29 protein-coding genes are annotated in these 26,319 nt (G+C 69.2%); 12 read left to right on the top strand and 17 right to left on the bottom strand.

The window, feature by feature from the left end:
- The first annotated feature begins 26 nt into the window (after nucleotides 1–26).
- Both ACWGIH_RS16615 and ACWGIH_RS16610 read left to right on the top strand, forming a co-directional pair.
- On the top strand, nucleotides 27–350 hold the full coding sequence (locus tag ACWGIH_RS16615; RefSeq protein WP_453445857.1) for a PLD nuclease N-terminal domain-containing protein: 324 nt from the start codon (nucleotides 27–29) through the stop codon (nucleotides 348–350).
- A 2-nt stretch (nucleotides 351–352) separates the two neighbouring features.
- Nucleotides 353–1,294, top strand: coding sequence for a LysR family transcriptional regulator (locus ACWGIH_RS16610; RefSeq protein ID WP_453445936.1), 942 nt, complete (start codon nucleotides 353–355; stop codon nucleotides 1,292–1,294).
- On the opposite strand, the gene ACWGIH_RS16605 is transcribed toward ACWGIH_RS16610, so the two are convergent.
- The gene (locus ACWGIH_RS16605; protein WP_453445859.1) at nucleotides 1,209–2,126 is read right to left on the bottom strand and encodes a DMT family transporter; all 918 of its coding nucleotides are present in this window, start codon (nucleotides 2,124–2,126) and stop codon (nucleotides 1,209–1,211) included. The genes ACWGIH_RS16610 and ACWGIH_RS16605 overlap by 86 nt on opposite strands.
- A 106-nt stretch (nucleotides 2,127–2,232) precedes the next feature.
- Between ACWGIH_RS16605 and ACWGIH_RS16600 the strand changes: the two genes are divergently transcribed.
- Nucleotides 2,233–2,691 carry a nucleoside deaminase gene (locus ACWGIH_RS16600; protein WP_453445861.1) on the top strand — a complete coding sequence of 153 codons (459 nt, stop codon included), beginning with the start codon at nucleotides 2,233–2,235 and terminating at the stop codon, nucleotides 2,689–2,691.
- On the opposite strand, the gene ACWGIH_RS16595 is transcribed toward ACWGIH_RS16600, so the two are convergent.
- Nucleotides 2,688–3,011 carry an ArsR/SmtB family transcription factor gene (locus tag ACWGIH_RS16595; protein ID WP_453445863.1) on the bottom strand — a complete coding sequence of 108 codons (324 nt, stop codon included), beginning with the start codon at nucleotides 3,009–3,011 and terminating at the stop codon, nucleotides 2,688–2,690. The genes ACWGIH_RS16600 and ACWGIH_RS16595 overlap by 4 nt on opposite strands.
- A gap of 128 nt (nucleotides 3,012–3,139) precedes the next feature.
- On the opposite strand from ACWGIH_RS16595, the gene ACWGIH_RS16590 reads away from it, so the two are divergent.
- Entirely contained in the window at nucleotides 3,140–4,120 is a 981-nt protein-coding gene (locus tag ACWGIH_RS16590; RefSeq protein WP_453445937.1) for a quinone oxidoreductase family protein, read from the top strand.
- A 28-nt stretch (nucleotides 4,121–4,148) separates the two neighbouring features.
- On the opposite strand, the gene ACWGIH_RS16585 is transcribed toward ACWGIH_RS16590, so the two are convergent.
- The 9 genes from ACWGIH_RS16585 to hemL all read right to left on the bottom strand — a co-directional run bounded on the left by ACWGIH_RS16585 (nucleotide 4,149) and on the right by hemL (nucleotide 13,700).
- Nucleotides 4,149–5,072, bottom strand: a complete 924-nt coding sequence (locus ACWGIH_RS16585) for a CU044_5270 family protein (protein ID WP_453445865.1) — start codon at nucleotides 5,070–5,072, stop codon at nucleotides 4,149–4,151.
- A complete protein-coding gene (locus tag ACWGIH_RS16580; RefSeq protein ID WP_453445867.1) occupies nucleotides 5,069–5,662 on the bottom strand; it encodes an RNA polymerase sigma factor in 594 nt (197 codons plus the stop codon). Before ACWGIH_RS16580 ends, ACWGIH_RS16585 begins: the two co-directional genes overlap by 4 nt.
- 125 nt (nucleotides 5,663–5,787) lie before the next feature.
- Nucleotides 5,788–6,894, bottom strand: coding sequence for a c-type cytochrome biogenesis protein CcsB (gene ccsB / locus ACWGIH_RS16575; protein WP_453445869.1), 1,107 nt, complete (start codon nucleotides 6,892–6,894; stop codon nucleotides 5,788–5,790).
- Nucleotides 6,891–8,711, bottom strand: a complete 1,821-nt coding sequence (gene resB, locus ACWGIH_RS16570; RefSeq protein ID WP_453445871.1) for a cytochrome c biogenesis protein ResB — start codon at nucleotides 8,709–8,711, stop codon at nucleotides 6,891–6,893. Before resB ends, ccsB begins: the two co-directional genes overlap by 4 nt.
- A 3-nt stretch (nucleotides 8,712–8,714) precedes the next feature.
- The gene (locus ACWGIH_RS16565; RefSeq protein ID WP_453445873.1) at nucleotides 8,715–9,503 is read right to left on the bottom strand and encodes a cytochrome c biogenesis CcdA family protein; all 789 of its coding nucleotides are present in this window, start codon (nucleotides 9,501–9,503) and stop codon (nucleotides 8,715–8,717) included.
- A 10-nt stretch (nucleotides 9,504–9,513) separates the two neighbouring features.
- Nucleotides 9,514–10,137, bottom strand: coding sequence for a TlpA family protein disulfide reductase (locus ACWGIH_RS16560; protein ID WP_453445875.1), 624 nt, complete (start codon nucleotides 10,135–10,137; stop codon nucleotides 9,514–9,516).
- A gap of 66 nt (nucleotides 10,138–10,203) precedes the next feature.
- Nucleotides 10,204–11,442: a hypothetical protein gene (locus tag ACWGIH_RS16555; protein WP_453445877.1), complete on the bottom strand. Its 1,239-nt coding sequence runs from the start codon at nucleotides 11,440–11,442 to the stop codon at nucleotides 10,204–10,206.
- Between the two features lie 240 nt (nucleotides 11,443–11,682).
- Nucleotides 11,683–12,366: a histidine phosphatase family protein gene (locus ACWGIH_RS16550; RefSeq protein WP_453445879.1), complete on the bottom strand. Its 684-nt coding sequence runs from the start codon at nucleotides 12,364–12,366 to the stop codon at nucleotides 11,683–11,685.
- Nucleotides 12,363–13,700: a glutamate-1-semialdehyde 2,1-aminomutase gene (gene hemL / locus ACWGIH_RS16545; RefSeq protein WP_453445938.1), complete on the bottom strand. Its 1,338-nt coding sequence runs from the start codon at nucleotides 13,698–13,700 to the stop codon at nucleotides 12,363–12,365. The genes ACWGIH_RS16550 and hemL overlap by 4 nt, the downstream gene beginning before the upstream one ends.
- A 324-nt stretch (nucleotides 13,701–14,024) precedes the next feature.
- On the opposite strand from hemL, the gene ACWGIH_RS16540 reads away from it, so the two are divergent.
- Nucleotides 14,025–14,465 carry a hypothetical protein gene (locus ACWGIH_RS16540; protein ID WP_363212845.1) on the top strand — a complete coding sequence of 147 codons (441 nt, stop codon included), beginning with the start codon at nucleotides 14,025–14,027 and terminating at the stop codon, nucleotides 14,463–14,465.
- A gap of 29 nt (nucleotides 14,466–14,494) precedes the next feature.
- On the opposite strand, the gene ACWGIH_RS16535 is transcribed toward ACWGIH_RS16540, so the two are convergent.
- The 3 genes from ACWGIH_RS16535 to ACWGIH_RS16525 form a co-directional block, all read right to left on the bottom strand.
- Nucleotides 14,495–15,076 (bottom strand): FMN reductase, encoded by a 582-nt coding sequence (locus ACWGIH_RS16535; protein ID WP_453445880.1) that lies wholly within the window; start codon nucleotides 15,074–15,076, stop codon nucleotides 14,495–14,497.
- Nucleotides 15,073–16,173: an LLM class flavin-dependent oxidoreductase gene (locus tag ACWGIH_RS16530; protein WP_453445939.1), complete on the bottom strand. Its 1,101-nt coding sequence runs from the start codon at nucleotides 16,171–16,173 to the stop codon at nucleotides 15,073–15,075. Before ACWGIH_RS16530 ends, ACWGIH_RS16535 begins: the two co-directional genes overlap by 4 nt.
- Nucleotides 16,174–16,346: 173 nt before the next feature.
- Nucleotides 16,347–16,934, bottom strand: a complete 588-nt coding sequence (locus ACWGIH_RS16525; protein WP_453445882.1) for a TIGR03086 family metal-binding protein — start codon at nucleotides 16,932–16,934, stop codon at nucleotides 16,347–16,349.
- An 81-nt stretch (nucleotides 16,935–17,015) separates the two neighbouring features.
- Here ACWGIH_RS16525 and ACWGIH_RS16520 point away from each other — a divergent pair, with 81 nt between their 5' ends.
- Nucleotides 17,016–17,846 carry an AraC family transcriptional regulator gene (locus ACWGIH_RS16520; RefSeq protein WP_453445884.1) on the top strand — a complete coding sequence of 277 codons (831 nt, stop codon included), beginning with the start codon at nucleotides 17,016–17,018 and terminating at the stop codon, nucleotides 17,844–17,846.
- A gap of 25 nt (nucleotides 17,847–17,871) precedes the next feature.
- Here ACWGIH_RS16520 and ACWGIH_RS16515 read toward each other — a convergent pair whose 3' ends face one another.
- Nucleotides 17,872–18,381 carry a GNAT family N-acetyltransferase gene (locus ACWGIH_RS16515; RefSeq protein WP_453445886.1) on the bottom strand — a complete coding sequence of 170 codons (510 nt, stop codon included), beginning with the start codon at nucleotides 18,379–18,381 and terminating at the stop codon, nucleotides 17,872–17,874.
- An 88-nt stretch (nucleotides 18,382–18,469) separates the two neighbouring features.
- On the opposite strand from ACWGIH_RS16515, the gene ACWGIH_RS16510 reads away from it, so the two are divergent.
- The 3 genes from ACWGIH_RS16510 (at nucleotide 18,470) to ACWGIH_RS16500 (ending at nucleotide 20,670) form a co-directional block, all read left to right on the top strand.
- Nucleotides 18,470–18,805: a YnfA family protein gene (locus ACWGIH_RS16510; RefSeq protein ID WP_135335738.1), complete on the top strand. Its 336-nt coding sequence runs from the start codon at nucleotides 18,470–18,472 to the stop codon at nucleotides 18,803–18,805.
- Between the two features lie 68 nt (nucleotides 18,806–18,873).
- Nucleotides 18,874–19,656: an SDR family NAD(P)-dependent oxidoreductase gene (locus ACWGIH_RS16505; RefSeq protein WP_453445888.1), complete on the top strand. Its 783-nt coding sequence runs from the start codon at nucleotides 18,874–18,876 to the stop codon at nucleotides 19,654–19,656.
- Between the two features lie 219 nt (nucleotides 19,657–19,875).
- The gene (locus ACWGIH_RS16500; RefSeq protein WP_453445890.1) at nucleotides 19,876–20,670 is read left to right on the top strand and encodes a hypothetical protein; all 795 of its coding nucleotides are present in this window, start codon (nucleotides 19,876–19,878) and stop codon (nucleotides 20,668–20,670) included.
- A gap of 44 nt (nucleotides 20,671–20,714) precedes the next feature.
- Here the strand turns inward: ACWGIH_RS16500 and ACWGIH_RS16495 are convergent, their stop codons facing one another.
- Complete coding sequence (locus ACWGIH_RS16495) at nucleotides 20,715–21,908, bottom strand: RtcB family protein (RefSeq protein WP_453445891.1); 1,194 nt, start codon at nucleotides 21,906–21,908, stop codon at nucleotides 20,715–20,717.
- A 181-nt stretch (nucleotides 21,909–22,089) separates the two neighbouring features.
- Between ACWGIH_RS16495 and ACWGIH_RS16490 the strand changes: the two genes are divergently transcribed.
- From ACWGIH_RS16490 to ACWGIH_RS16480, 3 genes are all read left to right on the top strand, one after another.
- Entirely contained in the window at nucleotides 22,090–22,938 is an 849-nt protein-coding gene (locus tag ACWGIH_RS16490; protein ID WP_453445893.1) for a DUF3558 domain-containing protein, read from the top strand.
- 116 nt (nucleotides 22,939–23,054) lie between these two features.
- Nucleotides 23,055–23,951, top strand: a complete 897-nt coding sequence (locus ACWGIH_RS16485; protein ID WP_453445895.1) for a DUF3558 domain-containing protein — start codon at nucleotides 23,055–23,057, stop codon at nucleotides 23,949–23,951.
- 172 nt (nucleotides 23,952–24,123) lie between these two features.
- Entirely contained in the window at nucleotides 24,124–25,596 is a 1,473-nt protein-coding gene (locus tag ACWGIH_RS16480) for a DUF2637 domain-containing protein (RefSeq protein ID WP_453445896.1), read from the top strand.
- Between the two features lie 51 nt (nucleotides 25,597–25,647).
- Here the strand turns inward: ACWGIH_RS16480 and ACWGIH_RS16475 are convergent, their stop codons facing one another.
- Entirely contained in the window at nucleotides 25,648–25,857 is a 210-nt protein-coding gene (locus ACWGIH_RS16475; protein ID WP_453445898.1) for a hypothetical protein, read from the bottom strand.
- Nucleotides 25,858–26,319 lie beyond the last annotated feature (462 nt).

Raw genomic sequence — 26,319 nt, 5'->3', positions numbered from 1 at the left:
TTCGTCGCTTGGGGAATCGCGCCAACATGCTCAGGTATCTGCCGTTCCTGCTGGTCCTGGCCGTGTGGATCTATGCCTTCATCGATGTCCTGAACACTCCGGAGAAGGAGATCAGGCATCTGCCGAAGGTGGTCTGGGTCATCATCGTGCTGCTCTTCGGCGAGGTTCTCCTCGGCCCGATCGCCTGGTTCGTCACGGGCAAGGTGCGCAAGACGCCTGCCGCCGGGGGTGGTCCTCGCGCCGGGCGCGGCGGACAGTGGGTGGCACCGGACGACAACCCCGAGTTCCTGAAGTCCCTCAGGGACGAGGAGCCGGACGAGAAGAAGAAGGACAAGGGCGACGAGGGCTGATGATGGAACTGCGGCTGCTCGTCACCTTCGAGAAGGTCGCGACCGTGCTCAGCTTCACGCAGGCCGCCGCCGAGCTGAAGTACGCCCAGTCCAGCGTCACCGGCCAGGTCCGCTCCCTGGAGTCCTCGCTCGGCGCCGAGCTCTTCGACCGGCTCGGCAGCCGCATCCGGCTCACGGAGGCGGGTGAGCGCCTGCTCCCCTACGCCCGGCAGATCATCGATCTTGCGGACGAGGCACGGTCCGCCGTCGTGGACGCCGGGGAGCCGAGCGGCGCCATCGCCGTCGGCACGATGGAGTCACTGACGTCCTACCGGCTGCCCCCGCTGCTCGAACTCTTCCACCACCGTTACCCCAAGGTGCAGCTCTCCCTGCGTCCCACGCTGGGCGACGAGACCCGCCACGCGCTGCGGCAGGGGACGTACGACGTCGGGTTCCTGATGGAGCGGGAGACGGAGCACGCGGGCCTGGAGACCGAGGTGCTCGCCGCGGAGCCGCTGGTCCTGGTCTGCGCGCCGACGCATCCGCTGGCCGCGCGCGGTGCGGACTCGCTCGCCACGAGTGATCTGGCGGCGGTGCAGCTGGTCGGCACGGAGCCGGGCTGCCCCTACCGGGATCTGTTCGAGGACGAGCTGCGGATGCGCAACGGCTCCCCGCCGCCCTTCATGGAGTTCGGCACGATCGAGGCCACCAAGCGGGGCGTCGCCGGTGGCCTCGGGGTGGCGCTGCTGCCGCGGATGGCGGTGGGCGACGAGCTGGCCTCGGGGGTGCTCGTCGCGCTGCCCTGGGAGCCGCCCTTCGTCCTGCACACGCAGCTGGCGTGGCGGTCGGGCAAGCGGCTTGCGGCCCATGTGCGGCTGTTCATCGACCAGTCGGTACGGCTGGTGCGGGAGCAGACAGCGGAGCCCGTGAACCAGCCGCCACCTGAACTGTCTTCGCCCGGTTGACCTTCAGGCTCGCGAGGACGATCAGCGGTACGCCGAGCGCCTGGACGAGGCCGATGTGGTGTCCGTAGACGGCCCAGTCGGCGACCATCGCGACCGCCGGATAGGTGAAGGCGAGTACGGCGATCTTGGCGGTGGGCAGCTTCGCGTACGCCGCGTACATCAGGACGTACATCAGGCCGGTGTGGATGACGCCGAGGCCGACGAGCCAGCCCCATCCGGTACCCGTGCCGCTCATCGCGCCGAAGTTCGCGAAGGGCAGCAACAGCGGGATGCCGACGAGGACTTGGACGAGGGCGATCAGGTGGGGCCGCACTCCGGCGATGCGCTTGGTGACGAGGGTGGAGAGGCCGTAGAGCAGCGCGGCCAGGAGGGCGAAGCCGATGCCGGTGAGCGAGCCGAGGTCGCCGGGCCGCACCCCGGACACGAGCACGAGGCCGACGAACGCGGTGCCGAGCCACAGGAGTTGGCGGCCGGTCAGGCGCTCACGGAAGATGACCGCGCTGAGCAGCACCAGCAGGAACGGCTGCGTGTGGTAGACGACGGTGGCCAGCGAGATCGAGGTCTCCTCGTACGCCTTGAAGAGGAACACCCAGTTGAAGACGATGAACGCGCCGCCGAGCGCGGCGAGTCCGAGCTTCTTCGGGGTGAGGCCGTGGCCGCGGAAGTAGCCGCGGGCGAAGGCGTAGGCACCCAGGGCAAGGGCGCCGAACAGCACGCGGAAGAACACGACGTTGAAGGCCGACGCACCCGACTCGACGACGAAGATCCCGAGGGTGCCGGAGAGCACCATCGCGGCGGTGAGCTGGGCCGTGCCCTTGTTCTCTGAGGTCATGTCCAAGAAGCTACGAGCGGACGTATGCCCTGGTCCACGAGCCGGCGAGGCGTCCTGCCGATGGGGCCATCGGCAGGGACGATGACACCTGACGAGAGGTGCGCGGATGGACCGGACACAGGCAGGCGCGTGGCTCGCGACCGCCGTCGAGGAAGCCCGCCGGGGGCTCGCGGAGGGCGGCGTCCCGATCGGCGCCGCGCTCTACGCAGCGGACGGCTCGCTCCTGGGGCGTGGGCGCAACCGCCGCGTCCAGGACGGTGATCCGTCGCTGCACGCGGAGACGGCGGCGTTCCGCGACGCGGGGCGGCAGCGCTCGTACCGCGGGACGACGATGGTGACGACGCTCTCCCCCTGCTGGTACTGCAGCGGTCTGGTGCGGCAGTTCGGGATCTCGCGGGTGGTCGTGGGCGAGGCGCGGACGTTCCGGGGCGGGATCGGCTGGCTGGCGGAGCACGGCGTGGAGATCGTGGTCCTCGACGATCAGGGCTGCGCGGCGATGATGGGGGACTTCATCGAGGCCCGGCCCGAGCTGTGGCACGAGGACATCGGCGTGGACGGCGGCTAGTCCGCCCGCAGGGCCAGCGCGAGCAGGCCGGGGAAGCGCGCCTCGAACTCCTCGCGGCGGAGCCGGTTGACCCGGCGCGGCCCCTCGTCCCGCTGCTCGACGAGCCCCGCTCCCCGCAGCACCCCGAAGTGGTGGCTCAGCGCCGCCTTGCCGACGGGGACGTCGAAGCTGCCGCAGCTGCGGGTCCAGTCGGCGGATGACGCCAACTCCCTCACCAGAGCCAGGCGTACGGGGTCGGCGAGGGCGGTGAGCGCGGCCAGCACGGGCACCTCGTCCGGGTGGACGTGCACCGGCGCCGCGCGGTGACGTGCGTTCGCCACGACCGGGCTCCCTTCCCTCGTTCCCCTCGCCCCTCGCCCCTTGCCGAGTGTTCGATGAAAACCATACACTCCGGAGTGTTCGCTTCTCGTTGAACACTCCACACTCGAAGGGCACACCCATGTCCACCATGCGCGCGATCCAGCTCCAGGAGTACGGCGGCCCCGAGGTCCTCACGGCGGTGACCACGAACGCCCCCGAGCCCGGACCCGGCCAGATCACCGTCGACGTCGCCTACACCGGCGTGAACTTCGCCGACCTGAAGGCCCGCGCCGATGGCTACCGCGTGCCCGCGCTCCCCTACGTGCCGGGCCTGGAGGTCTCCGGCCACGTACGGGCGATCGGAGCGGGCGTCGAGGGGTTCGAGGTCGGCCAGGAGGTCGCCGCGCTCACCGAGGGCGGCGCGTACGCCGAGGTCGCGCTCGCCGACGCCACCACGGTGTTCGTCCTGCCGGACGGCGTGGACCTGCGCACGGCCGCCACCCTGCCCACGGTCCTGCCCACCGCGCACGCCCTGCTCCACGAGGTGGGCAGGCTGCGCGCGGGCGAGAGCGTCCTCGTGCAGGGCGCGGCCGGCGGAATCGGCACGGTGGTGGGCCAGTTGGCGAAGGCGGCCGGCGCGGGCGCGGTCTACGGCGTCGTGTCGAGCCGGACCAAGGCGGAGTACGCGCTGAAGCACGGATACGACGAGGTGTTCGTCGGGGACGGCTTCGCCGCCGAGGTCCGCGCCGCCACCGGCGGACGCGGGGTGGACCTCGCCCTGGACCCGGTCGGCGGCGACGCCTTCCGCGACGGCCTCGCCGCGCTCGCCGTCTTCGGCCGCCTCGTCTCCTTCGGCAACGCGAGCTCGGCGGAGCCATGGCAGGTGGGACAACCCGACCTGTACGGCACGGCACTCGGCGTCTCCGGCTTCTCGATCCTCTCCCTCGCCAAGACGGCACCCCAGGCCCTGCGCGAGGTCGCAACCCGAGCCTTCACGAAGGTGGCCGACGGCACGGTGGAACTACCGGTGACGGCGGAATTCGACCTCGCGAACGCTTCCGACGCACATCACCTGATGGGGACCCGCACAAGCACGGGGAAGCTGCTGCTGCGGGTGGCCGGGGGGTGACTGCCGCCCCTACGTCGGGTGCGGGTGCCTACGGACGCTGGCCCGCCTTGTCGACGACGGCGCGGTCGAGGACGGCACTGCGGCCGACGACATCACCCTCCTTGGCGCCGAACGGCGTGCCCTCGACCGCGACCTCCCGCTCGCCGAGGAACTGCTTGGTCTCCTTGTCGAAGATCAGCTCCTCCCTGACACCGTCGTCCTCGCGGGCGATCGCGACGCCGTGCCGCCCGTCCGCGTCGACCGCGTCCTCGATCAGCTCGACGCCGGGGATCCTCGATGCGGCGAGGTAGAGGGCGGCTGCCTGCTTCGGCGGCATGAGCGACTCGTACGAGAGATCACCGACGAGCACGAAGGCGTTCTGGTCGTCGCTCTTCCCGCCGTCGCTCTCCTTGTGGAGCCAGTCCAGCATGTTGACCGGATCGGTCGGCAGCTTCTGCAGGTTGCGGTAGTTGCTGTCCGACTCCGGTAGCGGTAGCTCCGGCTCCAGACGCTCCATGTCCTGGTCGTTCGCGGGCTCGTGCAGGATCTCGGTGTGCAGGCCGTCCACGGAGAGCCAGATCTCCCGCTGATGCACGGGGTCGACCTTGCCGGGCTCGCCCGCCTGCGCCGACATGTAGCCGACCTTGCTCTTGACGTACACGAACTGGTCGTCCCGCAGATCCTTCGGGGCGGGCTGCCGCCGCGCCGCCTCCGCGATCTCCTCCAGCATCCGCACGGTCTCCGCCGAGGGCGCCGCCTGCGCCGGACGGTCGCCGAACGGTGAGGCGACCAGCAGCCCCGCCGCGACGGAAGCGGCCACCGCTCCCGCGATGAGCGCGGAACGGAACCAGCGCTTCTGGGACTTCGGGGCCTCTGGGGACTTCTTCTCGTTCTGCCGGATCTCGTTCAACAGGCGCTCCCTGAGCAGGTGATGACGGCCCGGCGGAAGGTCGCGCTCTGGCAGTTCGTTCATCGGTTTCCCTCCCTCATGGACCCGACCGCAGTGGCGCGGTCACCTCTCATCTGTCCGCGCCCGCCGACCGGTTCCACACGTTTCGCGAGTTTTGTACGGGCCCGGGACAGCCGGGAGCGTACGGTCCCGACCGGCACCCCGAGCGCATCGGCCGCCGCCGCGTAACTGAGCCCCGACCACACACACAGGGCGAGGACCTCGCGCTCGCCGCGCCGCAGCGTCGCCAGAGCGGCGCGGACGAGGACGAGCTGCTCCTCGTCGTCGATGCGCCCGGCGACCTCGTCGGCGAAGTCGGCCACGGCCTCGTCGCGCGGCAGCCTGGCGACCGCTGCCGCGTGCCGTCGGGCGGCGCGGCGGGAGTTGCGGGTGACGTTCGTGGCAACGCCGAGCAGCCACGGCCGCAACGAGCCGCCGTCCGCGTCGAGCTTGCCCCTCAGCCGCCACGCCTCGAGGAAGGTGAGCGACACCATGTCCTCGGCCGCCGACCAGTCCCCCGTCAGGCGGTAGGCGTGGTTGTAGACGGAGCGCGCGTACGCGTCGAAGAGCTCACCGAAGGCGTCGGCGTCCCCGTCCCTGATGCGGACGCGCAACGCTCTGCGGTGTGCCTGAGGTTCCCCGTGATTCGTCTCCACACCCTCTGTCTGTCCGCACGGCGAAGGCCGGTTCCCGGGAGGTGGGAACCGGCCTTTGGGGGCTGTGGTGGTACGGGCGGGGGTCAGACCCCGGCGTACGAGTGCTTGCCGGTGACGAAGATGTTCACGCCGTAGTAGTTGAACAGCCAGCAGCCGAAAGCGATCAGGGCCAGGTAGGCGGCCTTGCGGCCCTTCCAGCCCGCGGTGGCGCGCGCGTGCAGGTAGCAGGCGTAGGCGACCCAGGTGATGAAGGACCAGACCTCCTTGGGGTCCCAGCCCCAGTAGCGGCCCCACGCGTCGCCCGCCCAGATCGCGCCCGCGATGATCGTGAACGTCCACAGGGGGAAGACAGCGGCGTTCACGCGGTACGAGAACTTGTCGAGCGAGGCCGCGGCCGGGAGGCGCTCGAGGACCGAGGTCGCGAAGCGGCCGGGCTGTCCGCCCGACGCCAGCTTGTTCTCGTAGGAGTCGCGGAAGAGGTAGAGGATCGTCGCGACGCCGGCCAGGTAGAACGTCGCGCCGCAGAAGATCGCGGTGGAGACGTGGATCCACAGCCAGTACGAGTGCAGGGCGGGGACCAGCTGGTCGCTCGCGGTGTAGAGGACGGTGACGGCGAGACCGAGGTCAAGGAGGACCGTGGTGACCAGCGGGAGGCCGAGCCAGCTGACGTTCTTCTTGAGCGCCATGAGCACCAGGTACACCCCGACGGCCATGGTGGAGAACGTCAGGTTGAACTCGTACATGTTGCCCCACGGCGCCCGCTGCACCGAGAGCGCGCGGGTGAGCACACCGCCGAACTCGACGAGGAACGCGAGCACGGTCAGGGACACGGCGATACGGCCGTAGAGGTCGCCCTTCTCGTCACCGGCCGAGGCACCGGGGCCGTCCGGCACGTCGCGGGTGCCGGTGACGGAGCGGGTGATGACCTTGGGGGCCGCCTTCGGCCGGTCGAGGACGGCGGTGCCGCCCTTGGCCTTGACGGTGACGCCGGGCGCCATGGCGGCGGCCTCGGTCCGGGAGGTCAGCGCGGCGGCCGTGCGGCCGACCTTGCTGCGGCTGCCGAGGATCCACTCTGCCATGTGCGCGAAGAAGGCAAGGAGATAGACGGCCATCGCGGAGTACACCAGCACATTGCTGATGTTCGCGAGGTTCTCGTTCGGTTCGGCAGCGAGGGTGGTGGCGAGATTCACTTCTCAGCCCCTTCGGCAGGAACAACATCGGGGGTGGAGTCGGCATGCGCGGCGTGTGCAGTTGACGCAGCTGGTGCATCAGCCGCCTCGTCGGCATGGTCTTGGTCGGGCGCGCTCGGCGCCTTCTCGTGCAGGTGTGCGGCGAGGTCGCCCAGCTCCTCGGGCAGCTTCGCGGACTCGCTGCGGCCGAGCCCGGCCATCTCCACGACGGTCACACCGTCGGCGCCCCGCACGGCCCGCACCCACACACGGCGGCGCTGGATGAACAGCGACCCGGCGAGGCCGACGATGGCGGAGATCGCGCCGACGAGCGCCCACATGCTGCCGGGCTGCTGGGAGACCTGGAAGGTCGCCCAGCGCTTGATGTCCTTCTCGAAGGTGATCGAGCCGGCACCGTTCGGCAGCTTCATGGTCTCGCCGGGCACCATCCGCTTCTTCAGGAGCTCGCCCTTGGAGTCCTTGAACTTGGTCATCTTGCTGGTGTCCAGCTGGTACACGTTCTGCGGCAGACCGGAGTCCACACCGAGGCTTCCGTGGTACGCGGACAGCGCGAGCACGGGGTAGTCCAGGGCGGGGAACTGGGAGAACATCTGGCCGTTGCCCTCGCCCGCGAACGTCGGCACGAAGAAGGCGTTGAAGCCGAGCTGTTCCTTCTTGCCGTTCTTGTCGCGGTAGCCGTCGAGGATCTTGATCGCGCCGGTGGCCGTGCCGTTGGAGTCGATCGGAAGCAGCGGCGTGGACTGCCTGCTGACGACCTTGCCCTTGCCGTCGCGCACGGTGACGGTGGGGGCGTAGCCCTGGCCGATGAGGTAGACCTTCGAGCCGTCGACCTCGAGGGGCTTGTTGACCTCGATGGCCTTCTTCTTCTCGGGGCCGTCGATGCCCTCGCTGTAGGTGACGTTCGCCCGGTAGGTGCGGGCCGTGCCCTTCTCGGGGCCCTTCCTCTCGAACGACGACTCGAAGCTGTCCAGCTTGAAGCTGAAGGGCGCGAGGTCGTCGGTGTTGAAGAGGTTGCCGGACTTGAAGTTGTCGTACTGGGTGAGGGTGTTGGAGAACCCGTCCCCCTGGACGATGAGCTTGCCGCCCTCGGACTTGAACAGGGCCCCGACGGCGAAGGCCACCAGGAGCACGATCAGCGAGACGTGGAAGAAGAGATTGCCCGCCTCACGCAGGTAGCCCTTCTCCGCGGCGACGGACGCCCCCGCGGCCCCCTTGCCCGCCGTGAGGTCCGCGCGGAAGCGCCGCCCCTTGAGCAGGCCGAGCGCGGCCTCATGGACCTCGTCGGGCCCGGCCTCGGTGCGCCACGTGGTGTAGGCGGGCAGCCGGTCGAGCCGTTTGGGCGCGCCCGGCGGCCGGCCGCGCAGCTGGCCCACGAACTGCCAGGTGCGGGGCACGATGCAGCCGATGAGGGAGATGAAGAGAAGGATGTAGATCGCCGAGAACCACACCGAGCTGTAGACGTCGAACAGCTGGAACTTCTCGTAGATCGGCCCGAGCGTGGTGTGCGCCTTCTTGAAGTCCGCGACCTTCAGCTCGTCGATGCTGGTCTGCGGGATCAGCGAGCCCGGGATCGCGCCGAGCGAGAGCAGCAGGAGCAGCAGGAGCGCGACCCGCATCGAGGTCAGCTGCCGCCACATCCACCGGACCCAGCCGACGACCTCACGGCCCGTCCAGGTCAGCCAGCCGGTGACCCCCGGGGCGCGCTTGCCGCCGAAGGAGCCGGGCATCGCACGGTCGACGGGGGCGGTGGACAGCTGGGAGCCCGCGGCACCCAGGTCACCCTCGGTCTGCTCTTCGGGGGCTTCGGTCTTGCTCATGGATCAGATCCCCACCGTGTAGCCGTTGGACCAGACCTGCATCTCCTGCACGATGCTGTCCCACACTCCGGTGACGAGGAGCAGCCCGGTCGCGATCATCATGATGCCGCCGATGCGCATCACCCAGACGTAGTGCTTCTTCACCCAGCTGAACGCGCCGAGCGCCTTGCGGAAGGCGATCGCCGCGAGGATGAACGGCAGCCCGAGCCCCACGCAGTACGCGACGCTCAGTATGGCCCCGCGCCCCGCGCTCCCCTGGTCGAGGGCCAGGGAGTTGACGGACGTGAGCGTGGGCCCCACGCAGGGCGCCCAGCCCACGGCGAACAGCGCGCCGAGCACCGGCGCCCCCGCGAGCCCGGCGGCCGGCTTCTTGTGGAAGCGGAACTCCCGCTGGGACAGCCAGGGCATGAGCCCCATGAAGAAGATGCCGAGAGCGATCATCAGGACGCCGAGCACCTTGGTGATGACGTCCTGGTAGTTCTGCAGGTTCTGCCCGACGTACCCGAAGAGCGCGCCGGTGGAGACGAAGACGGCGGTGAACCCGAGCACGAACAGCGCTGCGCCGGCGGCCATCCGTCCGCGCTTGGCCTCCGCGAGGTCGGTGCCGCCGACCCCGGTGACGTACGACAGATAACCCGGCACGAGCGGCAGTACGCACGGGGAGAAGAAGGAGACGAGACCGCCGAGGACCGCGACGGGCAGCGCGAGGAGCAGCGCTCCGTTCATGACGGTCTGGTTCGCTTCGCCTACAGCGGCGAGATGCGCTGCGCCTGCGGCGGCGAGAGTGGACATCACGGGGAGATCACTTCTCCGCGATCAGCGGGTCGATCATCTTGCGCAGCTTCTCTTCGCTGAGCGCCTGCTGCGAGCGGGCCGCGATCTTTCCCTCGCGGTCGAGGACGATCGTGGAGGGGATGAACTTCGGGTTCATCGTGCCCTTGGGGAAGCGCAGCATCAGCTTGCCCATCGGATCGTGCAGGCTCGGGTAGGAGATCTTCCACTCCTTCTCGAACGTCAGCGCGGGACCCTTCTGCGGATCACGGGTGTTGATCCCGATGAACTGCACGTCCTTGCCCTCGGTGTCCTTCGAGACCTTCGCGAAGTTCGGGGCCTCGGCCCGGCAGGGCGAACACCAGGAGCCCCACACGTTCAGGACGACGACCTTGCCCTTGTAGTCGTCGACGTCGAGGTGCTTGCCCGTGAGGGTCTCCCCCTCGAGCTTCGGCCCGTCCTGCCGCTCACCCTTGTCGGCGGTGGCGATGCCGTCGGAGCCGGTGACGAAGTTGGTGTTCCCCGAGCCGCCGGACGTGCCGCCGGAGCCGCACGCCGACAGCGTCAGCGCGGCGACCGCGGCCCCGGCGCCAAGCAGGGCGGCGCGGCTACGGCTGCGGTTCGTGCTGTGTGGGGCGCGGCAGGCGGCACTCATGTGAAAAGTTTCGCATGTCTGTTTCGGGGATCTTCCGCACCCCCCGGGGTTGCGGAAAGTCCCATTTCAGACGGCCTTCCCGAGTCCCTTCCAGCCACCGGCGGGCTCCTGGCCGACATCAAGGCCCTGCAGGTCGGCCAGGACCTTCGGGTCCTGCACGTCGAGCCAGTCGACGAACTGCCGGAACGAGACCAATCGCACGTCCTTCTTCCCGGCCATGTGCTTCAGGGCCGCCTCGACGGCGTCCATGTAGATGCCGCCGTTCCACTCCTCGAAGTGGTTGCCGATGAAAAGCGGCGCGCGGTTGGTCTCGTAGGCGCGCTTGAACCCGGCTATGTAGGCCTCGGTGGCCTGCTTGCGCCAGCCCGGGTAGTTGGCCGGCGGGGCCTTCGTGGAGTTCTGCGACTGGTTGGCCAGGATGTTGTAGTCCATGGACAGAACCTCGAAGGAGTGCCCGGGGAACGGCATCGCCTGCAGCGGCAGATCCCACACGCCCATCTTCTTCTGGGGCCAGCGCTGCCGGCCGCCGGGCGACGAGGCGTCGTAACGCCAGCCGAGCTTCTTCGCCGTCGGCAGCAGATTGTCCTGGCCCAGGAGACACGGCGTGCGGCCGCCGATGAGTTCCTTGTCGTAGTCGAAAGGCAGCGACGGCAGGTCGGTCCAGCCGGTATTCGTGCGCCATTCCTTGACGAAGGAGGTGGCCTGGTCGATTTCGCTCTGCCATTGCGCGGGCGTCCAGTTGGCGACCGTGCCGCTGCCCGCGCAGAAGTGCCCGTTGAAGTGCGTGCCTATCTCATGGCCTTCGAGCCATGCCTGGCGGACGTACTTCAGCGTCTCCTTGATGTGACCGTCGGTGAGATATCCGATGTCGGAGGCGCCGACCCTGTTGTTCGGCGGCTTGTACATCCGCTTCTTCGACTCGGGCAGGAGATAAAGACCGGAGAGGAAGAACGTCATCCCCGCGTCGTGTTCCTCGGCCAGCTTCAGAAAACGCGGGAAGAGACCGTTGCCGACCTCGCCCGCACCGTCCCAGGAGAAGATCACGAACTGCGGGGGCGTCTCACCCGGCTGCAGGGGAACGGGCTTGCCCGGCTGGTTCGGCTGCTTGCCGGTGTACGAGGTCGAACCGTCACCGATGGGCTTCGCCGGCCGCTTGTCGCCGTTCTTGCCGCCGTTGCCGTCCTTCGCCCCGTCCGCGGAACCCGCCGAATGACTGCCGCCGCCCGTGCCGCAGCCGGCAAGTCCCACGGCGGCCGCGGTCCCGACTCCGAGGCCGAGCATTCCCCTGCGACTGATGTCGCGCATTCCATCCCCATTCGTCGCGCCCTGCAGCCCTGCACGCATCCATGCATGAGGGACGCCCCGTTAGAGGGCGCGACGAACAATGGGGTTCCGACAAGTAGACACATATTGAGTGTCTTTTACCGAGAACGGACATACAGTCGCGAGCCGATTACCTGGCGTGGGCACCCCGAAGGGCGTGGGGAACTGCGCGCCCAGCCACGACGACGCCGCAGACAATCGACGGCAATACCAGCGGAGCGCTTATGCGCCGAACGCCTTGGCCTTACCCTTCACCGGCTTGGCACCCGCCAGGAGATGCGTGGGAACGAGATCCCGCGCGGGCTCCGTGTAACCGACGGACACGATCTTGTCGCCGCGGTACGTGAACGTCGTGAGCGAGGCGAGCGTGCACTGCCGCTTGCGCGGGTCGTGCCACAGGCGCCGCTTCTCCACGAAGCTCCGCACGATCCAGATCGGCAACTGATGGCTGACGCACACCGCTTCGTGCCCGCGGGCCGCGTCCCGCGCCGCGTCCAGGGCGCCCATCATCCGCACGACCTGCTCGACGTACGGCTCGCCCCAGGACGGCTTGAACGGGTTGACCAGGTGCTTCCAGTTCTCCGGGTTCTTCAGCGCGCCGTCGCCGACACCGAAGGTCTTGCCCTCGAAGACGTTGCCCGCCTCGATGAGCCGCCCGTCCGTCGCCACGTCCAGGCCCTGCGCCTTGGCGATCGGCGTCGCCGTCTCCTGCGCGCGGTCCAGCGGCGAGGCAACGACATGCGTGACGTCACGCGGGGCCAGGTACTCGGCGACCCGGTCGGCCATCTGCCGGCCAAGATCGGAGAGGTGGTAGTCCGGCAGGCGCCCGTAGAGGATCCCGTCCGGGTTCTCCACCTCCCCGTGGCGCATCACGTGGACGACTGTGAGCTCGCTGCCCGCACTCATGCGGTGGCCTCCGTGGTGGGTTCAGTGGCTTCGGCGGCCGCGCGCGCCGCCGCGGGCAGGGCCGCGGCGATCCGTTCGACGGCCCGCTCGTCGTGGGCGGTGGAAACAAACCAGGACTCGAAGGCCGACGGCGGGAGATACACGCCCTGCGACAGCATCGAGTGGAAGAACGCGGTGAAGCGGAAGGACTCCTGGGTCTTCGCGTCGTCGTAGTTCCGCACCTCGCGCTCGGTGAAGAAGACGGAGAACATGTTCGACGCGTTCTGCAGCCGGTGCGCGACACCCTCCTTGGAGAGCGCGTCGGTGACGAGACCGCGCAGCTGCCCGGAGACCACATCGACCTTGTCGTACGCCTCGTCGTCCAGGAGCCGCAGCTGCGCGAGGCCCGCGGCCGTCGCGATCGGGTTCCCCGACAGGGTGCCCGCCTGGTAGACGGGGCCGACCGGGGCGAGGTGCTCCATGACGTCGGCCCGGCCACCGAAAGCGGCGGCCGGGAAGCCGCCGCCCATGACCTTGCCGAAGGTCATCAGATCGGGCCGCACCCCGTCGATGCCGAACCAGCCCGCCTTCGACGTACGGAAGCCGGTCATGACCTCGTCCGAGATGAACAGCGCGCCGTTCGCCCTGCACAGGTCGGCCAGGCCCTGGTTGAAGCCCTCGCGCGGCGGCACGACACCCATGTTGCCCGGCGACGCCTCGGTGATGACGCAGGCGATCTCACCGGCGTTCGCGGCGAACGCGGCACGCACGGCGTCCAGGTCGTTGTACGGGACGACGATCGTGTCGCCCGCCTGGGCGCCGGTGACACCCGGGGTGTCCGGCAGGCCGAAGGTGGCGAGGCCGGAGCCCGCCGATGCCAGCAGCGCGTCCACGTGACCGTGGTAACACCCGGCAAACTTGATGATCTTGGCTCGGCCGGTGAACCCGCGTGCGAGGCGGATCGCGGACATCGTCGCCTCGGTGCCGCTGGAGACGAGCCGCACCTGCTCGACGGGCTCGATGCGGGCGACGATCTCCTCGGCGAGCGCGACCTCGCCCTCGCCCGGCGTACCGAAGGACGTGCCGCGGGCTACGGCCTCCTGAACTGCGGCGATCACGTCGGGGTGGGAGTGGCCGAGGATCATCGGCCCCCACGAGCAGACGAGGTCGACGTACTCACGGCCGTCGGCGTCCGTGAGGTACGGACCGGTACCGGACACCATGAAGCGGGGCGTACCGCCCACAGCGCGGAAAGCGCGCACGGGAGAGTTCACACCACCGGGCGTCACGGCCGCCGCACGGTCGAAGAGAGTCTGCGAAACTGGGGCGCTATACGGGAAGCTCACATGAACCATGGTGTCAGAGGCTTCGGACATCCTGCGGACAGGTGTTTCACTCGACGTTTTAGCCGGTGACCGTGGGGGAGGTCACTGACACGATGATCGGGTTGCGCGGCGGGGGCCGCGAGGCCTAGAAAAGCAGGGGCGGGCGCCCTGGAAAAGCAGTCGGGTGGAGATATGCATCGCGGTGGCGGACTGGGCGAGGGGACCGACGGCCTGGGTCCGCGGCGTGCCCGGCGGATCGGCAGGCACCGGCGCGAGGCGGAAGCGGCCGAGGCTGAGGCCTTGGCACGGGGCGGCGAGACGGAGCAGGACCGGGCGGGAACCAGGAGTGGCCGGGTGGGTGGGGTGACCTACAAGTACTTCGGAGCTCCGGACGGCGCGACCGCCGCCCGCGTGCCCATCTCGATGCGTCCCGAGGAGCTCGGCGGCGACGAGCTCGGCATGGGCGGGATGTTCACGAAGATCAAGCCGGAGACGGTCGCGGCGATGGTCCTGACCGGCATCGAGGGCATACCCCTGTCCAAGGTGCCCCCTCTCGAACTGGTAGTCCTGCACCCGGACTACGCCGTGGTGAAGCTCCCCATGACGGTCGTCGACCCGCTGCGCGGCGTCGGCGAGGAGTCGGTGGGCGCCGCGGCCTTCATCTGGTCCACGGTCCCCGACCGCGGCGGCCCGCGCGACGCGTTCAACGTCTACCAACTGCTGCACGAATGGCAGGACTTCAGCCACCGGCTGCATGACGCGGGGCATCAGGCGTACTGCCTGGTCTGGCCCTGACGCCCCCGCGCCCTCACGCACAGGCCGATCTACTCCGGCCGCAGCGCCGCGAGCTGACGCTCGAAGGGGACGAGTTCGTCCTCCTCGACCGTCGCGGGCCGCATGATGCCTGCCAGTTCGGCCGCGGCCCGCTCGATGCGGCCCTCCAGGCCGTCCGCGCCCCAGTCCTCGGACGCCGCGTACACGGCGGTCGGCACGACCACCGCCCGCAGGTACGCGAACAGCGGACGCATCGCGTGCTCCAGGACCAGCGAATGGCGTGCGGTGCCGCCGGTCGCCGCGATCAGGACCGGCGTACCGGCGATCGCGTCCTTGTCGAGGACCGTCAGGACGTCGAAGAACGACTTGAAAAGGCCGCTGTACGAGGCGGAGAAGACCGGCGTGACGGCGATCAGGCCGTCCGCGGACTTCACCGCCTCCGCCGCCGCGCTCAGCTCAGGGCCGGGGAACCCGGTGGCGTAGTTGTGCGCGATCTCCACGGCCAGGTCACGGAGTTCGACGACCTGGATCTCCACGTCGGCGTTGCGTCCGGTGGCCGCCGCGAGGCGGTCGGCCAGGAGACGGGTGGAGGACGGGACGCTCAGCCCCGCCGAGACGACGACGAGCTTCATGCGGTGACCTCCTTCTCGGCACTGCTCCGGGCGTCCGCCACACGCGAGGCGTGCGTCGGCGCGTCCGGGACCGTCGCCGGGCGGTTCTTGGCGAACTCCGCGCGCAGGACAGGGACGACCTCCTCGCCGAGGATGTCCAGCTGCTCCAGGACGGTCTTGAGGGGCAGGCCCGCGTGGTCCATCAGGAACAGCTGCCGCTGATAGTCACCGACGGCGTCACGGAAGGCCAGCGTCCGCTCGATCACCTGCTGCGGGGAGCCGACGGTCAGCGGCGTCTGCGACGTGAACTCCTCCAGGGACGGACCGTGCCCGTAGACGGGGGCGTTGTCGAAGTACGGCCTGAACTCCTTGACCGCGTCCTGGGAGTTCTTGCGCATGAAGACCTGACCGCCGAGCCCGACGATCGCCTGCTCGGGCGTGCCGTGTCCGTAGTGCGCGTACCGGTTGCGGTAGAGCTCGACCATCTTCTTGGTGTGCTCCTGCGGCCAGAAGATGTTGTTGTGGAAGAACCCGTCCCCGTAGTACGCGGCCTGCTCGGCGATCTCCGGGGAGCGGATGGAACCGTGCCAGACGAACGGCGCGACCCCGTCGAGCGGGCGGGGCGTCGAGGTGAACGACTGCAGGGGCGTACGGAACTTGCCCTCCCACGTCACGACGTCCTCGCGCCACAGGCGGTGCAGGAGCGCGTAGTTCTCGACGGCGAGGTTGATGCCCTGGCGGATGTCCTTGCCGAACCACGGATACACCGGGCCGGTGTTGCCGCGGCCCATCATCACGTCGACCCGGCCGCCCGCGAGGTGCTGGAGCATCGCGAAGTCCTCGGCGATCTTCACCGGGTCGTTCGTGGTGATGAGGGTGGTGGAGGTGGAGAGGATCAGGTTCTCGGTGCGGGCGGCGATGTAGCCGAGCATGGTGGTGGGCGAGGAGGGGACGAACGGCGGGTTGTGGTGCTCGCCGGTCGCGAAGACGTCGAGCCCGACCTCCTCGGCCTTCAGCGCGATGGCCACCATCGCCTTGATGCGCTCGTGCTCGGTGGGGGTGCGGCCCGTCGTGGGATCCGGCGTCACGTCGCCGACGCTGAAGATCCCGAACTGCATGCCGGATCCGGACTGCATGGCTGACTCACTCTCCGCAGGTTGTTGACTGTTCAACTATACCTACGGAACGGTGGGGTGCCGGAGGGTATTCCCGGGGTCTTCGGCGAGCGGGGCGTTGGGCCGGGCCGGGCGTTGGGCCAGGCCGGGCAGGAGGGGTACGCCCGCGGGCGGCGCTACGGCGTCCAGCGCGGATCGCGGCCCGTCTCCGCCAGCAGCCGCTCCAGCTCGGAGGCGCCGTCGGGCACGGGGAGCTGTTCCCCGAACACGCCCATCTTCCGGGCCGTCGGAGCCAGGCCCGCGACCGCTTCCCGCAGCGCGGCGACGACACCGCTGCTCTCCGGGGCGGGCTCGTACTCCTGCCCCGTCGCGCGGGCCAGGTCCCAGGCGTGCACCGTCAGGTCGAGCAGCGCCATGCAGCCGACGGTTCTCGCGGGCATGTCCATCGCCCCCGTGGTGCCCTTGTCGGCGCCGGGCGCGGCCCACGCGGCGACCAGCTTCCCCGCCTCTTCGGCGAAACGCTCGCGCCAGTCAGGGCTCTCCGCGACGACATCGGGGGCCTCGGTGCCGAAGTCGGAATTCTGCTTGGCGGCGAGCGCCTGGAACTGGACGATCACCTGGAAAAGGTGATTGACCAGGGCCTTCACGTCGTACTCGGCACAGGGAGTGGGCGCGGCAAGGCGGTCGTCCGGGATCGCGCGGACCACCGGGACGGCTCGGTCGGTGGCCGCCTTCAACAGGTCGGCAATGCTGTTCTCGCTCATGCCGTGACCGTAGGCCGGTGACCACCGCCATGGCTTGAAGAAACGCGACACGGGCGGCGACCCCCGGCATACGATCCAGCCATGGCCGACGCCGACGCCACGCCCTCCGCCCCTCGCAGCGACACCAAGGGAATCGTCGACGCCGCCGGGCTCCTCGCCCGCGCACGGTTCCGCCGGCACCTGGCGACGCCCGTACTGCGCCCCTACGTGGAGCAGTACTGGCTGATCGACTGGGACCTCTCCCAGCCCTACGCCTCCCACGTCGTGCCCCACCCGTCCGTGAACGTCGTCTTCCAGCGGCTCCCCGGGCAGGAGCCCTTCGCCGAGGTGGCGGGAATCGGACTCGACCTCTTCACCCAGAAACTGGAGGGGCAGGGGCGGGTCTGCGGCGTGAAATTCCGCCCCGGCGGCTTCCGTCCGTTCGCCCCGACCGCCCCCGTGTCCGCGTGGACGGGACGGCGGATGCTGCCGCTGGAGGAGGTCTTCGGAGAGGTACCCGGGAACGCCCTCGACGCGGTCCTGACCCCGGAGGACGAGCACGCGCGCGTGGCGGCACTCGACGCCTTCCTGCTGGCCCTCGGCCCCTCCCCCGACCCGCAGGCGGACCTCGCCATGGCCCTGGCCGAACGCATCCGCACGGACCGCGGGATCCGCCGGGTCAGCGAGTTCGCCCGGTCGCAGGACATGTCCGTACGGACGCTGCAGCGACTGTTCTCCTCGTACGTGGGGGTCGGCCCCAAGTGGATGATCCTGCGCCACCGCATCCACGAAGCGCTGGAGCACGCGGAAACGGGCGACGACGTGGACTGGGCGGACGTGGCCGACGCGCTCGGTTACGCCGACCAGGCCCACCTGATCAGGGACTTCACGGCAACGGTGGGCGTACCACCGACGGCGTACGCGCCGCAGTGACGGCCGCACTGAGCGCCGCACTCACTCACGACTCGCCCAGGTCGACGCTCCAGTCGTTGCACCGCATCCAACGCCCCTTCGGATACTCGAAGTCGTGCTCGCCCCCCAGCGTGAACCCGGCCCTCCGGCACACCCCGTTCGAAGCCGCGTGGTCCGCGGAAGGAAAGGCGTGCAGCCGCCGGTGCCGCCCGGCGCCCCGCGCCTCCCCGACGACAAGCCGCGCGGCCGACGCCGCGATGCCCCGCCCCTGGAACCCGGGCAGCACGCTCCACCCGGTCTCCCAGGCGGACTCGCCCTGCCAGGAGGTCTCCCAGTACCCGATGGACCCGACGGCGTCCCCGCCCAGCACGATCCGGAACATCTGCCCCCGCTCATCCAGCGCCAGATAGCGCCGATGCCGGGACACCAACTGCTCCTGCGTCTCAGGACCGCCCAGATGCGCGGTCATCTCCGCGGAGTTACAGGCCGCCAACAACCCGAAGTCGCCCTCCGACCAGGGAACCAGAACCGGACCCGCCAACGACGATCTCTCCATACGGACCACGCTACGACGAGGGTCTGACAACGGCTCCGAAGGCACAACGTCCCCCGTCCCCCCACTCCCCCCATGCCACGATTCCCCCATGCTCATCGCACGCTCCGCCGCCCTCTTCGTCCTCGCCGCACTCTTCGAGATCGGCGGCGCCTGGCTCGTCTGGCAAGGCGTGCGCGAGCACAAAGGATGGGCGTGGATCGGCGCGGGCGTCATCGCGCTCGGCGTCTACGGCTTCGTGGCCACGCTCCAGCCCGACGCCGAGTTCGGCCGCATCCTCGCCGCGTACGGCGGCGTCTTCGTCGCCGGATCGATCGCCTGGGGCATGGTCGCCGACGGCTACCGCCCCGACCGCTGGGACGTGACCGGGGCGCTGATCTGCCTGGCAGGCATGGCAGTGATCATGTACGCGCCGCGGGGTCGCTAGCCCGGCGACCTATCCTGGCGGAACAGGCCAGGAACGTACGTACGCATCAGGACGCACAAGGAGCAGCCATGACCGCCGCCGCGAACGCCGCGCCCGCCGCCACCCGTATCGCGATCGTCACCGGCGCGAGCAGCGGCATCGGCGCCGCCACCGCGCGCGGACTCGCGGCCGCCGGCTACCGCGTCGTCCTCACCGCCCGCCGCAAGGACCGCATCGAGGCCCTCGCCGCGGAGATCACGGCCGCCGGGCACGACGCGATGGCGTACGCGCTCGACATCACCGACCGCACGGCCGTCGACGAGTTCGCCACCGCCTTCCGCAAGGTCGCGGTCCTGGTCAACAACGCCGGCGGCGCGCTCGGCGCCGACACCATCGCCACCGGCGACCCGGACGACTGGCGCCAGATGTACGAGACGAACGTCATCGGCACCCTGAACGTCACCCAGGCCCTGCTCCCCGCACTCACCGCGAGCGGCGACGGCACGGTGGTCGTCCTCTCCTCCACGGCCGGCCACGGCACATACGAGGGCGGCGGCGGCTACGTGGCAGCGAAGCACGCCGAGCACGTACTCGCCGAGACCCTGCGCCTGGAGATCGTCGGCACCCCGGTCCGCGTCATCGAGGTCGCCCCCGGCATGGTCAAGACGGAAGAGTTCGCGACGACCCGCTTCGGCGGCGACACGGAGAAGGCCGCGAAGGTCTACGCGGGCGTCTCCGCCCCCCTCACGGCCGACGACGTGGCGGACACGATCACCTGGGCGGTGACCCGCCCGCCCCACGTCAACATCGACCTCCTGGTCGTCCGCCCCCGCGCCCAGGCCTCGAACACAAAGATCCACCGAGAGCTGTAACCCCTCCGGACCCCACCCCAAGACGCGAGTCACCCACATCGGTGAACGCGCCGTATCGCCATGCCCGTTGACGTTCCACCTGCCTAGGCTCAGGTCGACAACAGCAAACAGAACGGCCCCCGCCCGGGATTGCAGTCCCGGCCGAGGGCCTGACCACACAGGAAGGCGTACAGCTTCCTCATGGCTAAACGCGAGCCTAACGCGCTCCCACCGCGGTTCATGGACCTCGAAGTCCCTGAGTACGCCTACATGTTCGGCTTCTTGCAGGCCGACGGGCATCTCTCACGACAATCGAGGGACCGGGGCCGCCTCACCGTCGAGATCAACGTGCGAGACATCGAGATCCTGCGCGAGTTCCAACGGCTGACCCCGTACAACAGCACCATCAGCGAGCGCATCCGGGCCACCAAGTTCTCCGAGGAACACCACTCGGCAACGTGGACCCTGTGCTCTCTCGAAGCGCGGACGACAGTGAATCAACTCGGCCTGCCCTACGGGCGCAAGTCCAAGAGGATCACACCGCCTCGTGTCGAATTCTCACGGCGCGACTACCTGCGGGGAGTCGTCGATGCGGACGGCTCGGTCGGCTATACGAGCCAGGGTCTCCCTTTCCTCTCGCTGACCACTGCAAGCACGGCTGTCGGTGTCTACCTGTGCCGCTATGCGCGGATGCTCACAGGGGCCGAACGCCTCATCAAGCGCAACGCCCGCGATGGGATCTACAACATCGTCTACACGAAGGAAGCGGCCATGGGGCTGGCTGCGGACCTTTACTACCCGGGCTGCCTGGCGTTGGAGCGCAAGAGGACCAGTGCCACATCGATCGCTGCATGGGTGCGCCCTGCTGAGATGAAGAGCAAGCCCCCACGAATTCGATGGACCCACGAAGAGGACAGGCTCCTGCTCTCAGCTCCGAACCTGGCCGACGCCGCCAAGATGTTGAAATACTCCCAGAGCGCCTGCCAAGTCCGCCGCTGGAAGTTGACGCACGGCGTGATTCCACTGCCGTACTGACAGGGCCGACGGGGGCGCGGTGGCACACCGCGCCCCTTTACGACTCAGCCCTTCACACAAATGAACTGCTTCAGCTTCGCCACGACCTCGACGAGGTCACGCTGATGCTCCATGACCTGCTCGATCGGCTTGTACGCCGCCGGGATCTCATCCACGACGCCGGAATCCTTGCGGCACTCGACTCCGCGCGTCTGCTCCTCCAGATCCTTCGCCGAGAAACGCCTCTTCGCCGCGTTCCGGCTCATCCGCCGACCCGCTCCGTGTGAAGCGGAGTTGAAGGCCTTCTCGTTGCCGAGGCCCTTCACGATGTACGTGGCCGTGCCCATCGACCCCGGAATGATGCCGAGGTCACCGGAGCCCGCACGGATCGCGCCCTTACGCGTGACCAGCAGGTCCATGCCCTCGTACCGCTCCTCGGCAACGTAGTTGTGATGACAACTGATCTCCGCCTCAAAGGTCGGCTTCGCCTTCTTGAACTCCCGGCGGATGACGTCCTTCAAGAGCCCCATCATGATCGCGCGGTTGTACTTCGCGTACTCCTGAGCCCAGTAGAGGTCGTTCCGGTAAGCCGCCATCTGCGGGGTGTCCGAGACGAAGACTGCCAAGTCCCGGTCCACCAAGCCCTGATTGTGCGAGAGCTTCTGCGCAACGCCTATGTGGTACTCAGCGAGCTCCTTGCCGATGTTGCGGGAGCCGGAGTGAAGCGTGAGCCACACCGAGCCCATCGAATCGAACGACAGTTCCAGGTGGTGATTTCCTCCGCCGAGGGTCCCCATCTGCTTGGTGGCCCGCTCCTCACGGAACTTGACCGCCTCAGCAACCCCGTCGAACCGTCCCCAGAAACCGTCCCACCCTGCAGTCCCGAACCCATGCAACCTCCCCGGATCCACCGGATCCGCATGCATCCCCCGCCCCACCGGAATAGCCTGCTCGATCTTCGACCGAAGCCGTGACAGGTCCCCCGGCAGGTCATTCGCCGTCAGGGACGTCTTGACCGCCGACATCCCGCAGCCGATATCCACACCCACCGCCGCGGGACACACCGCCCCCTGCATGGCGATCACCGAACCGACCGTCGCACCCTTGCCGTAGTGGACGTCCGGCATGACGGCCAGGCCCTTGATCCAGGGCAGGGTCGCCACGTTCTGGAGCTGCTGGAGTGCGACGTCCTCCACCGAGGCCGGGTCCGTCCACATGCGGATCGGTACCTTCGCCCCGGGAACCTCCACGTACGACATATCGTCCTCATTCCCCCGTAGTTACATCAACGTGTTGAAAGTATCGAAGAGCAAATACCGGAGCCAAGGTCAACGAAAGGGATCACGGACCGGCGTCCACGGCATTGCGTGCGATACACATTGTGTCCACCGGTCGCCCATCAGCGGCAACCCAATATCCCCGGCGAGAAGGAGCCCATCGGTGCAGCGGAAGGCCTACCTACCAGGCGTCGCAGCTCTCCTCACGGCGCTGCTCGCCGGCTGCACGGGCGGCGGCGCACTCGGCGGAGAGCCGGACGACTCGAAGCCCGGCGAGACGGGCGGGACGACCGCGGCGGCCGAGCCCGGCAAGTACCGCACGCTCCCCGAGCCCTGCGGCCAGGTCGACCGCGGCACGCTCGACGCGATGCTGCCCGGCATCGAGGAGATCCCGGGCGAGGAGCAGCGGGAGAAGGCGTACGAGGGTGCGCCCACCGTCACGTACGACACCGACCGGCGTGTGGGCTGCCGCTGGAAGGTGGAGTCGTCGGACGCCACGCACCATCTGTTCGTCGATTTCGAGCGCGTCGTCTCGTACGACAACGCCGTGAGCGACGACACCCGGGCCGCGGAGGTCTACGCATCCAGGGCGCAGAAGGCGGATCTCGCCGAGCCCTCCGGCACCCCGTCCGCCGACGCGGACACGGAGCCGCCCGCCGATGGTGACGGTGACAAGGGGGGCGAGCCTTCCGATGGTGCCGGCTCCGGGTCGGACAAGGGCGAGTCCGGCGCCTCCGGTGGCTCCCCGGAAGAGGCCGTGACCCCTCCCGGCCTCGAGCCCCGCATCCTGGACGAGCTGGGCGACGAGGCCTTCCTCGACGACGCGCTCACGACGTCCGGTTCGGCGACCCGGCACCGCACGGTGACTGTGGTGTTCCGCACGTCGAATGTCGTCGTGACCGTCGAGTACGACGAGCAGCCGGGGCGTCGCACGGAGATCCCCGACAGCAAGGAAATGCAGGACAAGGCGCAGGAACTGGCCGGAACGCTGGCCGAGGGTTTCGACGATTAGAGACGGCTCGGACGGGTCACCCGCTGTCCGGAAGCGGAGTCGTCCGCGTCGGGCACGGCGTACCGTGGCCCATCGAACCGACGACAGCCGTCCTGAGTGACTTGAGTGAAGGAACCATGCACCGACCAGCACAGCGACTCACCCGCATACTCACCTGCGCAGCCGCCGTACCGGTGATCTTCATTGCCTCCGGCTGCTCCTCCGACTCCGGCTCGGGCTCGGACGGGGCGAAGAAGGACTCGGGTTCAAAGGCTTCTGCCTCGGCCTCGGGCAAGGACAAGGCCGCGACGGTGGAGAAGGCGGCGTTCGACAAGCTGCCCGAGCCCTGCGATGTCCTGTCGAAGAAGACGCTCGACGACCTCGTCCCCGAGGCGAAGGACAAGTCGGGCAAGGCGGGCACGTCCGATGACACGTCGGCGCGCGGCACCTGCTCCTGGGACAGCCTGGACAACAACGGCGTCGACGGCTCGCAGTTCCGCTGGCTGCGCGTCTCGCTGATGCGCTTCGACTCGGACGCGTCGCTCGGCAGCGGCGCCAAGCGCGCGCAGAACAGCTTCGCCAAGCAGGTCGCGGACGCGCAGGCGACGGAGGGCGCGAAGAGCGTCAAGACGGAGCCGGTGCCCGGGATGGGCGACCAGACGACGGTCGTGCACTACGACCTGAAGAAGGACAAGGAAAACTTCAAGCAGCAGACGGTCGTGACGCGTGTGGAGAACGCGGTCGTCACGATCGACTACAACGGCGCGGGCCTGGCGGGCGACAAGGCTCCGAGCTCGAAGGATCTGTCCAAGGACGCCGAGAAGGCCGCGAAGGAGGCCGCCGAGGCGGTCGCCGCCGCGAACAAGGCGGGCGGGACGGACAGCGGCTCCAAGGAATCGGGCTCGAAGGAGTCGGGTTCCGAGGACTCGAAGGATTCCAGCTCGAAGGATTCGGGTTCGAAGGACTCGGGCTCCAAGGACGACGATTCGACGTCGAGCGCCAAGTCCAAGTCCAGCAGCAAGCCCAAGAGCTGACGCAGGGCCCGAAAAGCGCGGCACGCGCATCGCGTGCAACTCGCGGCGCAGTCAAGGCAGTTGTGGAGCCCGGCCCCCTGGTGGCCGGGCTCCTGCCGTACCGGCACACCGGCTTCCGCATGCGTGTGCCAGGCTGTCGCTCGCAACAAACCGAACAGGGAGGGGTTCGCGGGTGGCCGCGATGCAGCTGACACGCACGCACCGAATACTCATCGGCGTGGTCGTCGCCGGTGCGGTCGTCATCGCCGGCATCGGTTTCGCGGGGTCGTACGCGGCCGTGCGTGAACTGGCCGAGAAGAAGGGCTTTGGCAGCTTCTCGGTGGTCTTCCCGATCGGCATCGACGCGGGCATCTGCGTCCTGCTGGCGCTCGACCTCCTGTTGACGTGGATCCGCATTCCCTTCCCGCTCCTTCGCCAGACGGCCTGGCTCCTCACGGCGGCCACGATCGCCTTCAACGGCGCCGCGGCCTGGCCGGACCCGCTGGGCGTGGGCATGCACGCCGTCATCCCGGTGCTGTTCGTGGTCGCCGTGGAGGCGGCGCGGCACGCGGTGGGCCGGATCGCCGACATCACGGCCGACAAGCACATGGAGGGCGTACGCCTCACCCGCTGGCTCCTGTCCCCCGTGCCCACCTTCAAGCTGTGGCGCCGGATGAAGCTGTGGGAGCTGCGCTCCTACGAGCAGGTCATCAAGCTGGAGCAGGACCGCCTCATCTACCAGGCCCGCCTCCAGGCCCGCTTCGGCCGCAACTGGCGCCGCAAGGCCCCGGTGGAGTCGCTGATGCCGCTGCGCCTCGCACGCTTCGGCGTGCCCCTGGCGGAGACCGCCCCCGCGGGCCTCGCGGCGGCGGGCATCGAGCCCGCGCTGCTTCCGCCCGCGCCGGTGCCGGTGGCGGCGGAGTCGCAGCAGCCGGAGCTCGTGGCGCCGTCCGTTCCTCAGCTGGAGTCGGAGCGGCAGGCGCGGGTCCAGCGGGAGGGCGAGCGGGAGCAGGCCCCGCAGGCGCAGCCCGAGCAGGAGCAGGGGCAGGAGCAGCAGCCGGAGGCTCCGGGGGCGCATGTGAGCCCGTGGTTCGCGGCTCAGCAGCCGTCGTACGTTCCTGAGGAGCCGCACGACCAGTGGTACGCGGACCAGCAGGCGTACGCGGAGCAGCAGGCGTATGTCGAGCAGCAGGAGTATCTGGAGCAGCAGCAGGCGTACTTCGACGAGCAGGGCGGGGCCGCGGTCGCTTCCGCCGAGCCGGAGTTCCAGGTGCCCGCGGGGCCCGGCCGTACCCGTCCGCTCGGTGGTCAGCATCTGATCCCCGGTCCGCGCGAGGAGCAGGCTGCCGAGGGTGGCGTGCCGGCGGGCGGTGCTCCGGCCGACGGCGCTCAGGAGGAGGGGCCGGAGGAGCTGGGGCCGTTGCCCGAGGCTTCCGGTCTGCCGGATGACGTCTCGCGCGACGACGCGTACTTCGCGGCGTTCCGCAAGTACGTGAGCGAGCTGGGGGACTATCCCAACGCCCGGCAGTTCGGCCTGTACCTGATGGACCTGTACGGCGTCACCGGGCAGGCGGGCGGTCCTCCGGCGGAGAGCACGCTGCGTCCGTACCTGCGTGATTTCCGGAGCCGCTACCAGGAGGAGCTGGACTCCGAGTACAGCGCGTAGCGGTTACGGGGCTGCGGCTCCGCTGCCTCAGGCGCCGCCCCAGGCCCTGCCTCACGCGTTGCTGCGGGCGCGCTTCTTGGCGGTCTCGCCCCAGATGGCGAGGGCGGCGCCGACGACGGCCAGGGCGAGGTAGGCGGGGGTGGGCACGTCCCACCACTTCTGGAAGAGTCCCCATGGCTCGTCGCCGAAGAGGCGTCCGGCGGCTCCGAGTGCGCCTTGAATCCCTACGATCCATCCGACGATGGCGATGATTTCCTTCATACGTCCACGGTGTCTGGCCCCTGGGCCTCGGACGTCCTGCCCCGGAGTGATCTCCCGGTAGTCCGAAGGATGCAGCCCCTCACGGCCCCATCAGCCCGCCCCGGGCCCGCTGCGCGCCTCCCTCGCCGCATCGCCCCGCGCCGACGATCCGCCGCGCACATCTCTCTGTCAGCGGGTGCGCGCGCCTCCACAGACCCGCCGCTTCGCGGCAAATGTCTCCCACCCACCCACCCGACACCCAGCAGCCATCCCCGGCCGAACAAGCTCCTCCACCCACCGATTCCCGGCAGCCACCCTCGGCCGAACAAGCTCGCCCACCCACCGACTCCCAGCAGCCATCCCCGGCCGAACAAGCTCACTCCCCCACCCGATCACCCCGGGGCAATCGGGTGGGTGGGTGGGAAAGCTTCGCCGCGAAGCGGCGGCTCGTTCCGCGGTACGCGAAGGGGCGGCGCCCAGTAG

The organism is Streptomyces sp. NPDC054872, assembly GCF_053610705.1.
The sequence above is the reverse complement of the archived record's forward strand: the minus strand, read 5'-3'. Positions and strand labels throughout refer to the sequence as shown.

What these genes read in the sequence shown, in the direction of transcription:
- ACWGIH_RS16615 (WP_453445857.1), top strand. Translation starts at nt 27, where the DNA reads ATGCTCAGGTATCTGCCGTTCCTGCTGGTCCTGGCCGTGTGGATCTAT.
- ACWGIH_RS16610 (WP_453445936.1), top strand. Translation starts at nt 353, where the DNA reads ATGGAACTGCGGCTGCTCGTCACCTTCGAGAAGGTCGCGACCGTGCTC.
- ACWGIH_RS16605 (WP_453445859.1), bottom strand. Translation starts at nt 2,126, where the DNA reads ATGACCTCAGAGAACAAGGGCACGGCCCAGCTCACCGCCGCGATGGTG.
- ACWGIH_RS16600 (WP_453445861.1), top strand. Translation starts at nt 2,233, where the DNA reads ATGGACCGGACACAGGCAGGCGCGTGGCTCGCGACCGCCGTCGAGGAA.
- ACWGIH_RS16590 (WP_453445937.1), top strand. Translation starts at nt 3,140, where the DNA reads ATGCGCGCGATCCAGCTCCAGGAGTACGGCGGCCCCGAGGTCCTCACG.
- ACWGIH_RS16585 (WP_453445865.1), bottom strand. Translation starts at nt 5,072, where the DNA reads ATGAACGAACTGCCAGAGCGCGACCTTCCGCCGGGCCGTCATCACCTG.
- resB (WP_453445871.1), bottom strand. Translation starts at nt 8,711, where the DNA reads ATGAGCAAGACCGAAGCCCCCGAAGAGCAGACCGAGGGTGACCTGGGT.
- ACWGIH_RS16565 (WP_453445873.1), bottom strand. Translation starts at nt 9,503, where the DNA reads ATGTCCACTCTCGCCGCCGCAGGCGCAGCGCATCTCGCCGCTGTAGGC.
- ACWGIH_RS16560 (WP_453445875.1), bottom strand. Translation starts at nt 10,137, where the DNA reads ATGAGTGCCGCCTGCCGCGCCCCACACAGCACGAACCGCAGCCGTAGC.
- ACWGIH_RS16555 (WP_453445877.1), bottom strand. Translation starts at nt 11,442, where the DNA reads ATGCGCGACATCAGTCGCAGGGGAATGCTCGGCCTCGGAGTCGGGACC.
- ACWGIH_RS16550 (WP_453445879.1), bottom strand. Translation starts at nt 12,366, where the DNA reads ATGAGTGCGGGCAGCGAGCTCACAGTCGTCCACGTGATGCGCCACGGG.
- hemL (WP_453445938.1), bottom strand. Translation starts at nt 13,700, where the DNA reads ATGGTTCATGTGAGCTTCCCGTATAGCGCCCCAGTTTCGCAGACTCTC.
- ACWGIH_RS16535 (WP_453445880.1), bottom strand. Translation starts at nt 15,076, where the DNA reads ATGAAGCTCGTCGTCGTCTCGGCGGGGCTGAGCGTCCCGTCCTCCACC.
- ACWGIH_RS16530 (WP_453445939.1), bottom strand. Translation starts at nt 16,173, where the DNA reads ATGCAGTTCGGGATCTTCAGCGTCGGCGACGTGACGCCGGATCCCACG.
- ACWGIH_RS16525 (WP_453445882.1), bottom strand. Translation starts at nt 16,934, where the DNA reads ATGAGCGAGAACAGCATTGCCGACCTGTTGAAGGCGGCCACCGACCGA.
- ACWGIH_RS16520 (WP_453445884.1), top strand. Translation starts at nt 17,016, where the DNA reads ATGGCCGACGCCGACGCCACGCCCTCCGCCCCTCGCAGCGACACCAAG.
- ACWGIH_RS16515 (WP_453445886.1), bottom strand. Translation starts at nt 18,381, where the DNA reads ATGGAGAGATCGTCGTTGGCGGGTCCGGTTCTGGTTCCCTGGTCGGAG.
- ACWGIH_RS16510 (WP_135335738.1), top strand. Translation starts at nt 18,470, where the DNA reads ATGCTCATCGCACGCTCCGCCGCCCTCTTCGTCCTCGCCGCACTCTTC.
- ACWGIH_RS16505 (WP_453445888.1), top strand. Translation starts at nt 18,874, where the DNA reads ATGACCGCCGCCGCGAACGCCGCGCCCGCCGCCACCCGTATCGCGATC.
- ACWGIH_RS16500 (WP_453445890.1), top strand. Translation starts at nt 19,876, where the DNA reads ATGGACCTCGAAGTCCCTGAGTACGCCTACATGTTCGGCTTCTTGCAG.
- ACWGIH_RS16495 (WP_453445891.1), bottom strand. Translation starts at nt 21,908, where the DNA reads ATGTCGTACGTGGAGGTTCCCGGGGCGAAGGTACCGATCCGCATGTGG.
- ACWGIH_RS16485 (WP_453445895.1), top strand. Translation starts at nt 23,055, where the DNA reads ATGCACCGACCAGCACAGCGACTCACCCGCATACTCACCTGCGCAGCC.
- ACWGIH_RS16475 (WP_453445898.1), bottom strand. Translation starts at nt 25,857, where the DNA reads ATGAAGGAAATCATCGCCATCGTCGGATGGATCGTAGGGATTCAAGGC.